This window comes from Pseudomonadota bacterium (genome assembly GCA_018823135.1).
GTDB lineage: Bacteria > Desulfobacterota > Desulfobulbia > Desulfobulbales > CALZHT01 > JAHJJF01.
Window position 1 is genome coordinate 1 of sequence record JAHJJF010000079.1, and the last position, 7870, is coordinate 7870.

At 47.1% G+C, this 7870-nt stretch carries 5 protein-coding genes; 4 read left to right on the plus strand and 1 reads right to left on the minus strand.

Annotated elements, in window-relative coordinates; all coding sequences use genetic code 11:
* Positions 1-67 precede the first annotated feature (67 nt).
* The 4 genes from KKE17_08120 to KKE17_08135 all read left to right on the plus strand — a co-directional run bounded on the left by KKE17_08120 (position 68) and on the right by KKE17_08135 (position 6436).
* On the plus strand, positions 68-1627 hold the full coding sequence (locus KKE17_08120; protein ID MBU1709952.1) for a response regulator: 1560 nt from the start codon (positions 68-70) through the stop codon (positions 1625-1627).
* 16 nt (positions 1628-1643) lie between these two features.
* Positions 1644-2261 carry a hypothetical protein gene (locus tag KKE17_08125; GenBank protein MBU1709953.1) on the plus strand — a complete coding sequence of 206 codons (618 nt, stop codon included), beginning with the start codon at positions 1644-1646 and terminating at the stop codon, positions 2259-2261.
* A 187-nt stretch (positions 2262-2448) separates the two neighbouring features.
* Positions 2449-5391, plus strand: coding sequence for a hypothetical protein (locus KKE17_08130; protein ID MBU1709954.1), 2943 nt, complete (start codon positions 2449-2451; stop codon positions 5389-5391).
* A 199-nt stretch (positions 5392-5590) separates the two neighbouring features.
* Positions 5591-6436, plus strand: coding sequence for an SDR family oxidoreductase (locus KKE17_08135; protein ID MBU1709955.1), 846 nt, complete (start codon positions 5591-5593; stop codon positions 6434-6436).
* 353 nt (positions 6437-6789) lie between these two features.
* Here the strand turns inward: KKE17_08135 and KKE17_08140 are convergent.
* A partial coding sequence (locus KKE17_08140; GenBank protein MBU1709956.1) for a ParA family protein occupies positions 6790-7870 on the minus strand: 1081 nt, incomplete at its 5' end.

Here is a 7870-nt window from a genome sequence, read left to right on the forward strand (position 1 = left end):
ATAATATCCCAGGCTCCTAAGCGGAGCCCATTTATTGATATCAAATTAACCGTACCGGAGTAGATGAGTGAAGCCGCAAGAAATCGAACATCCTTCAAACTGGAAATCAGTATTAAAGTCATTCTGGCCTGCGCCGGAAGATATTGAAGACTCCGAGGTTCTCACCGAGAGCTATACAAAACAGCCTCGAACAGATACCGGAATGTCCGGTAATTCCAGGGAAAAAATGCTGCAGGCCAATGATACAGTCATTAAAGAAGATGCTTTTGCCAAGAAGGAAACTGATACTGCAGGCGGCGTCTCCAGGCTTTCAATAAATTATAATGCAACAGGTGGGTTTTCTGCAGGAGCAATCAAGGAACATTTAGATGCAGTAAACGAGATTTTTCAGGATGAAGACAAAAAACACCTGAAACGTGTTTTAATCGTTGATGATGAAGAGGACATGATCTGGTCTCTTCAGAAGAATCTCAATAATGAAACCCTTGAGGTGGAAATCCTCACAGCATCCTCCGGCGAAGAGGCTCTTGAAATACTTCAGACTGTTCCCATAAATCTCATTGTTACGGATATCAGGATGTCGGGGATCAGCGGCATTGAGCTTTTGATTGAGGTACGCAACAAATATCCCGATACCGGAGTGGTTGTCATGACCGCCTACCCGACGCCGGAGAGTAAAACCGAGGCGATAATAAAGGGCAGTCTCTATTTTCTTGAAAAACCCTTTGACATAAATGACATGCGTAAGATTGTGAGGCATGCCCTCAAGGAAGACAGCCTGTTCAGAGGCACGGTTGCCGGGGTTGAGCTTACGGATATCATTCAGATAAATCGGCTTTCCAGGACAACCACCGCTCTTCGAGTAAAGGCACGCAACAAAGAAGGGATCATTTTTTTTCAGGAAGGAAATGTTGTGCATGCCATTTGCGGCGATATTACCGGCGAAGATGCGTTTTATGAGATTCTGAGCTTCAAGGGTGGCGTTCTTGAGAGTGTAAAAGTAAGCCAGTCTCCGGCTGTAACCATACGCTCACCGGTAGAAGCCCTGTTGATTGAAGGAACAAGGCGTATTGATGAGGAAGCCGCAGCTGAATATGTGGACCAGATCCAGCAGATTGACCAGATGGATGAGATTCCGGAGGTATCAATTAAGATATCGGATGCACAGCATGAAAGTGGGGAGGATGTGGGGTCTTTGGCGAACAGTGAAGTCGAGGGAAACCAGCAAGCAGAACATTTGCCATTAAATGAAAGAGAGGAGAAAGAAATGGAAGGAGTTAAAAATATACTGACCGAGTTTACAAATATTCCAGGGGTGAATACTGCTTGTCTGGTTGGGCGTGACGGTTTCCTGCTGGACAGCATTGCCATTGCCGGAGTTGATACCGAAATGATCGGTGCTATTGCCTCAAGCGGTTTCGGCGCTTCTGAAGCCATGGGCAACCAGCTTGAAAAGGGGGCGTTATCAATGACCATGGTTGAGTATGAAAATGGTCCGGTGATGTTTTCTCCCATTGGTAAAGAGGCGTTTCTGGTGATCGTTGCCGACAAGAGTTCCAATCTCGGCATGATTCGACTCAAAATCAAGAAACATGCTAAAGACATCGAACTCACCGCAGCAATTTAATAATCCGGGGGAATATATGAAGGAAGGAAATATCCTTGATATCGCGCATATCAGTTTCCTTGATATGATTAAGGGAATGATAACGTTGAGCGGCTCGGCAAATGCCAAGGGCACGCTTATCAGGAACGCTTTGAGTACGGCGGATAAAATGCAGCCCACCGATTACCAGTCGTATGATGATTATCTCAATGCTGTTGAAGATGAAACCAACCCCATTACTCGCGTAGAGGGTAAGGCCACCCATCAGGGGGAATATGTTTTCGGCCTGAAATTTTGCCCCTTTGGTCCTTCGATTAAAAACTATATGAAAGTCTTTGAGAAATTGCCTGAGGGCTATGCGGATTTTACCGAAGAATTCAATAAGCCCAGCAGGGTGACTGATATGTATCGGGTGGGGGAAGGCGCAGGCGTCAGCCCTTTTTGCTCGGTACACCAGCCCATGCGCAGCGCCATTGCTGAAAAGATAACCATTGGCGGCAGGAAAATTCAGATATACCAGCTGGGATGCAAGGCCGGCTCCGGTAAAAAAGGGTTTGCCGACAAATGGATCAACGAGTCGGGTATATCCAAAGATGTGGTAGACAGAACCCTTGACGATCATATGTGCTGTTATTATCTGAAAATTGTTGAGTAACGGCCGTTTGTCTTATAACGACTCAACTTTTTGCATTACTTATCGTTTCAGTGTGGAGGTGTTTATCGTCGCTTACCGATTTTTAGTCATAGCCGACTCCGTGAGATAATTTGCTTGCCTTAACGTGCCGATGGTGTATGATATTTTCTTCACAAGCTAATTATTCTCCGAGCAGAACGGAAGCCGATTGAATTATTATATCTCACGAGTATTACCTGCCGATGTTACTGCTTTCATGAAGCAGCGTTTGCGCATTTCCTGTTCAACCACCGAGCAGAAACCAGTCAACAAAAAATTATTTTTTCTGACGCTCCCTTTGTTGCTGGTTGTCTTTTTTCTGCTCCAGCCAATTCCTGCCGCTGCCCGTTTGACCCAGGCCAACAGCCCCTTTACTATTGATGAAAAATCATTGCTGCATTTTTATGTGGAGAATTGTGTAAACAGTCAGGTTGAAGGTATGCCTGCGAAAGCCTCCTATAATTCCACAACCGGCCTCTTCACCTGGCTTCCGGATTATGGCGACGCCGGCAATTATACCCTGACTGTTTCCTGCGACGCCGTGGTATCCTCGCAGGTCAATATCGTGGTTCAATCAATCGTTCCCACGGACAAAACCACGCAGTCTCCCCAAATAGTGCTTGTAGGATCTTCCTCCTGGATGGACTCTGAATCGGAAAATGATCAGAAAAGTCTTGCCGCCATGTTTGATGTCTACAATTTTTCAGTGGCAACCGAACCCGACATTATCTCAGCCCTGGCTTCCGGCACTACCCCGGATATTCTTGTTATCCCATGGAACCAGGCCACCGTCCTGTCTTCAGCGGATATCGCCCAGGTCGTGGCATTTGTCAATCAGGGGGGAAACCTTTTGATCACCGGCAGAACCGCTCTGGCGGAAGAACTGGGAATTACCTATGACAACACCACTGTTCAGGTTGGGTCATTCACTGATTATCTGAATCCCGGGCACGATTTTGTATGGAGTGCCGGGGAAACCCTGGAGGTTTTTACCCCTGAAACCGGCGACACCATTTTTACAATCGATAAAGATACAGGAGCACCGATTACCATAGGAAGGAAGATCGGCCCTGGGCGGCTGATTTATGTCGGCAGCCAATATTATGATCACTACAGTAACTACGGCACCAAGGGACATCCATATCTGCTCTATCATTTCATCGATTATTTAAAAATCAGGCTCATGATCGCAGGCCCTCCACCCCTTGACGCCTATTTTGATCCGGGCAATTATGATTTAAGTGTTATTTACGTTGAAGACCTGATTAATGTTTGGGCTGAGCAGGGCATTACCACCGTTTATGCCGCGGCATGGCATTTCTGGGTTAATACCGATACCGGGGTTGAGTGGACATTTGATTATGAGAACTTCATTGCAACCTGCCATAAAAGGGGAATCATGGTCTATGCCTGGTTCGCCTTTCCCCATGTGAGTCAGCGATTCTGGGAGCAGAATCCCTCGTGCCGCGAACAGACGGCCTTAAACGGTGAAAATTACGATTTCTGGCGATTGGGAGTCAATCTGCAGAATCCGGCGTGCCTTCAACTCACCCTGGCATTTGTAGATGACCTCATCAACGCTTATGATTGGGATGGCGTCAATATTGCCGAACTCTATTATGATTATCAGAACAATGTCGCGACGTTCACCCCGATGAATCAGGATGTGCGCACTGATTACCAGGCACTGCAGGGCATCGATCCCGCTGAATTCTTTGATCCGGCCTCCAGTAACTACTATCTGGTCAATACCACGGAATGGCAACGTTTTCTTGACTACCGCACCGATCTCGTCACCGGTCTCCACGATACATTCCTCAGCGCCGCTGGATCCCTTACCTCTGCAAAGGGGCAGGAGCTGGTCCTCACAGCGGTTGACAGCCTGCATTACGATTATTTCTGTCAGGAACTTCCTGCTATGGCGTATCTGGCGGATGCCTTTGAGACCGGGGTCGATCTGCCCGCCATCGTCGCCATGATGTCAATCCATGATTTTACACTCCAGGTAGAAGACCCCTGGCTGCTATGGAATTTGAACCCCATGCGCTATGGTTACTTTAATGAAACCTATTTATCCTCGTTTGCTGAAATTTCAGGGCAGCCGGAACGGTTGTTCTTTGATGTCAATCTCGATATTCATGCCCATAATCCTCTGGCGGAATCTGTGCCAATGGATAATTTTATCTCTGCGAAACAGACAGGGATAGAGGTACCCATTACCCTCAAAAATATGTACTTTACTAATAACCGGCTGGCGTTTTTCAGCGAGAAATCTATCGAGTCTCCTGACTTGGAGAGGCTTGAATGGGCCTTGGCGGCAGACACTCAGATTTCCAAAATCAACGAAGCTTCGTATACCGTAACCGCGCAACGCACAGCATATTTTGTCCCACCGGTTCTTTATAATAAAGTTCTGGTCAACGGCCAGAACTGGCCGGGCTGGAGCGCCGTTGATCACAGAATTCTTGTTCCGCCCGGCACATACAGTATTGAACTGCAGATCGATCAATATTATGACGGCATCAAAATTATCGGCGTAAACGCTGCTTTGACAACCGCTGAAGTGGAAACCGGCGGGCTGGCGTTCACTTACGACTCTCCCCGCCATAAAGCGGTGATCACGGTTGAGGCCTTCAGCATCGATGAAGCTGATGCCTTCATCGTTTATCTGGACGGCAGCCCATATACCCCGACCATTGCCTCATTTTATGGGCATTATTATTTTTTCCTGCCGTCAGGAAGTCACACGGTGCGAATTCTCACATCCGAATCCGGCGCCAACCCTGCTGATGATGACACCCGCTGTTTCATCGCCACAGCCGCCTATGGCAGCTATCTGGAAGATGAGGTCATTGCCCTGCGTAATTTCCGGGACAGGTATCTGAAGACCAATCGGCTGGGTCTTGAACTGGTAAATTTTTATTATCGGCTTTCCCCTGCCGCTGCCGCCTACCTGCAAGACAAGGAGGCACTGCGCTGGATGGTCAGATGTATGCTTACCCCTGTGGTTTATGCGATCCAGTTGCCGGGCCGGTCGGGAATTGTCGTGTTGCTCGTCTTTTCAGTCTTCTGTTTCTATCCATTGCGGCGGTTAAAAATCCCATTCCAATAAAAGAAGGCAGTATTTGCACTTAGTTTTTTCGTAAAAAGAAGAAGCGAAAAACAGTATACATGTGAGAACGGATGATGAAGAGGATAAGTATGGGTAATATAATTTCCCTCTCTCCATGATTTTTTTGCGTAAGCAAAATTTATCTTTCTAATATATTCTGTCTTTTCGTTCAGTTCTCAATCCGCTACGATACATTTGCATGAATTATTATACAGGAAAAGTCGCGATCGTCACAGGCGGAGCATCCGGTCTGGGTTTGGCTCTCTGCCGTGAACTCGCCGTAATGGGTGCAAAGGTCGTCTGTGTCGACATCGATCAGGAAGGAGCGCAGCAGACAGTTCTTGATATCAACCTTGCAGGCGGGGAGGCTATTGCCGCCCATTGGGATGTCACTCTGTTTGAAGAAGCTCAGAGGATCATCAGGGATATTGCTGGAAAATACGACAGGATCGATTTTGTTTTCAATAATGCCGGTACGGCTCTTCAGGGCGAGATCCGTGATCTTGATGTGGAACACTGGCGGCGGGTTCTTGATGTTAATCTCTGGGGAGTTATCTACGGAACGATATCCGCTTACAAGTACATGGTCGGGCAGGGATTTGGACAGATCGTCAATATCGGTTCTCTGGCTGGCCTGATTCCAATCCCAAAGGAAATTCCATACTGTACCAGCAAATGGGCCATTGTCGGTTTCACCAATTCGCTGCGGGTGGAAGGTGCTGATCTGGGAGTCAAAGTCAACCTTGTCTGTCCCGGCGTCATGCAGACTAAGATTCACGACACCGTCGAGCTGGTTTGCGTGGAAAGGGGAAAAATAATCCAGCCAAAAGGAATAAGATATATCGATCCGGGCGATGCCGCAAAAATCATCTTAAAAGGGGTTGAGCGTAATAAGCCGATTATTGTGTTTCCTTTTTATGCCTGGCTTATCTGGCTGATATACCGGCTCAGTCCTTTCATTTTCAGGTTCGTCTCCCGGAAAATGATCCGTGATTTTCGAAAAATACGAATCAAACAGGAAGGGGATAAAGACTTGAATCCATGATCCAGACAACATGGAAAAAGAAATACGAACCAGTCAAGTACGAAGTCGACCAGGCAATTCGGGAGAATAATCTTTCGGTAATTGGTTTGAAAGGACAGTCTCGTTTATCCCACAGTTTGGCGATTCTTGTTAAAGCAGCATAATTGAGTTGTCTAAGCAGTCGAGAGATGTGGAATTCCGCCAGGAATCTTAATCCAAATCCTAATTTATATGAAGGCAGACCCGGTAACAATTCTTAATGTTCAAGCCTTTGAATGGCGGCGGATGTCAGTGATCAGCGTTCTTGGTGACAGCCATGCTTCCGGTTTTTTTCCTGCTGCGTTACAATCTTCAAAAGCAAGTTTTCAGCAGAGTCAGTCCGTAAGGCCATCAATAATTTCAGTGACGGCAACTTCCATTTCTCCAGGGTTATCCACCTCCAGAGGGCTGACAACAAGGAGATAATAGGTGTTATTGAGTGCTTCGAACCGGCGCATGGAAATTTTCTCCGCGTCATTAAGGTCCAGAGAAATATTATTTGCACGGCTTTGATCCAAAATGCTTCCAGCCTTTTTCAAGGAATCCCCCAGCACCGAGGTGAAAGCCGCAAGCGCCTCTGGATCAATGGGGCAATTATAATGCGCCAGAGGAAATCCCATTTCATCCGCAACCACCGCCCCGTGAAACGACCCCTTGCCGCACATATCTTTTAGAGTATTTTGAATCCGGTCATTTTCAAAATCCTCGGCCGCCTCAAGGCCCTGTTCAATCAATAAGTCGCTTATATCAATTTGATCGCTATCATCTTCCTGATCCGCAGAATCGATTTCCCGGGCAAGTTCATAAAAACAGCGGGCCATTTCTTTGCCGCCTTCAAATAATTCAACCGGGATGGATCGCATGCTTGCCGCTTCAAAGGCCTCATCATATGGAATTATGGTGTTAAAGAAGAAATTATCAGGCAGTCGTGATTTGAAATGGTTGAATATTCTGATCTCAGTTGGGCTGGTATTGTCATACATTGTCAGTGCGACACCATCCAGAGTGAGGCTGGGATTGACATTTTTTTTAAGCCATTCGGCAAGATTGATAAGCTTGGGAAGCGATTTGACCGTACCGGCCTTACAGTTAATTGCCAGGATATAGCTGGTGCTTGCCTCAAGAAGGGCTTTGACAATTGCGCCTACTCCAACCGGTGCATCTATAAGGGCGTAATCGAATCCGGCGGCCAGGTTGATTATGAGGTTTTTTAGTGACCCGTCAACCGCGCTTTGTTCGAAAAAGGTTATTTCTTCGGGTTTTTCGATGCCTACACCTGCAATTGCAAGGGAATCGGCTACGAGGTATTCAATGGCATCAACCGGTTCAATAAAGTCTTGCAGGGCGTGAACAAGACCTTTGGCAGTCCGTTTTTTGAGATTGCAGGCAACGCTTGCGCCGCCCTGGGGATCACCG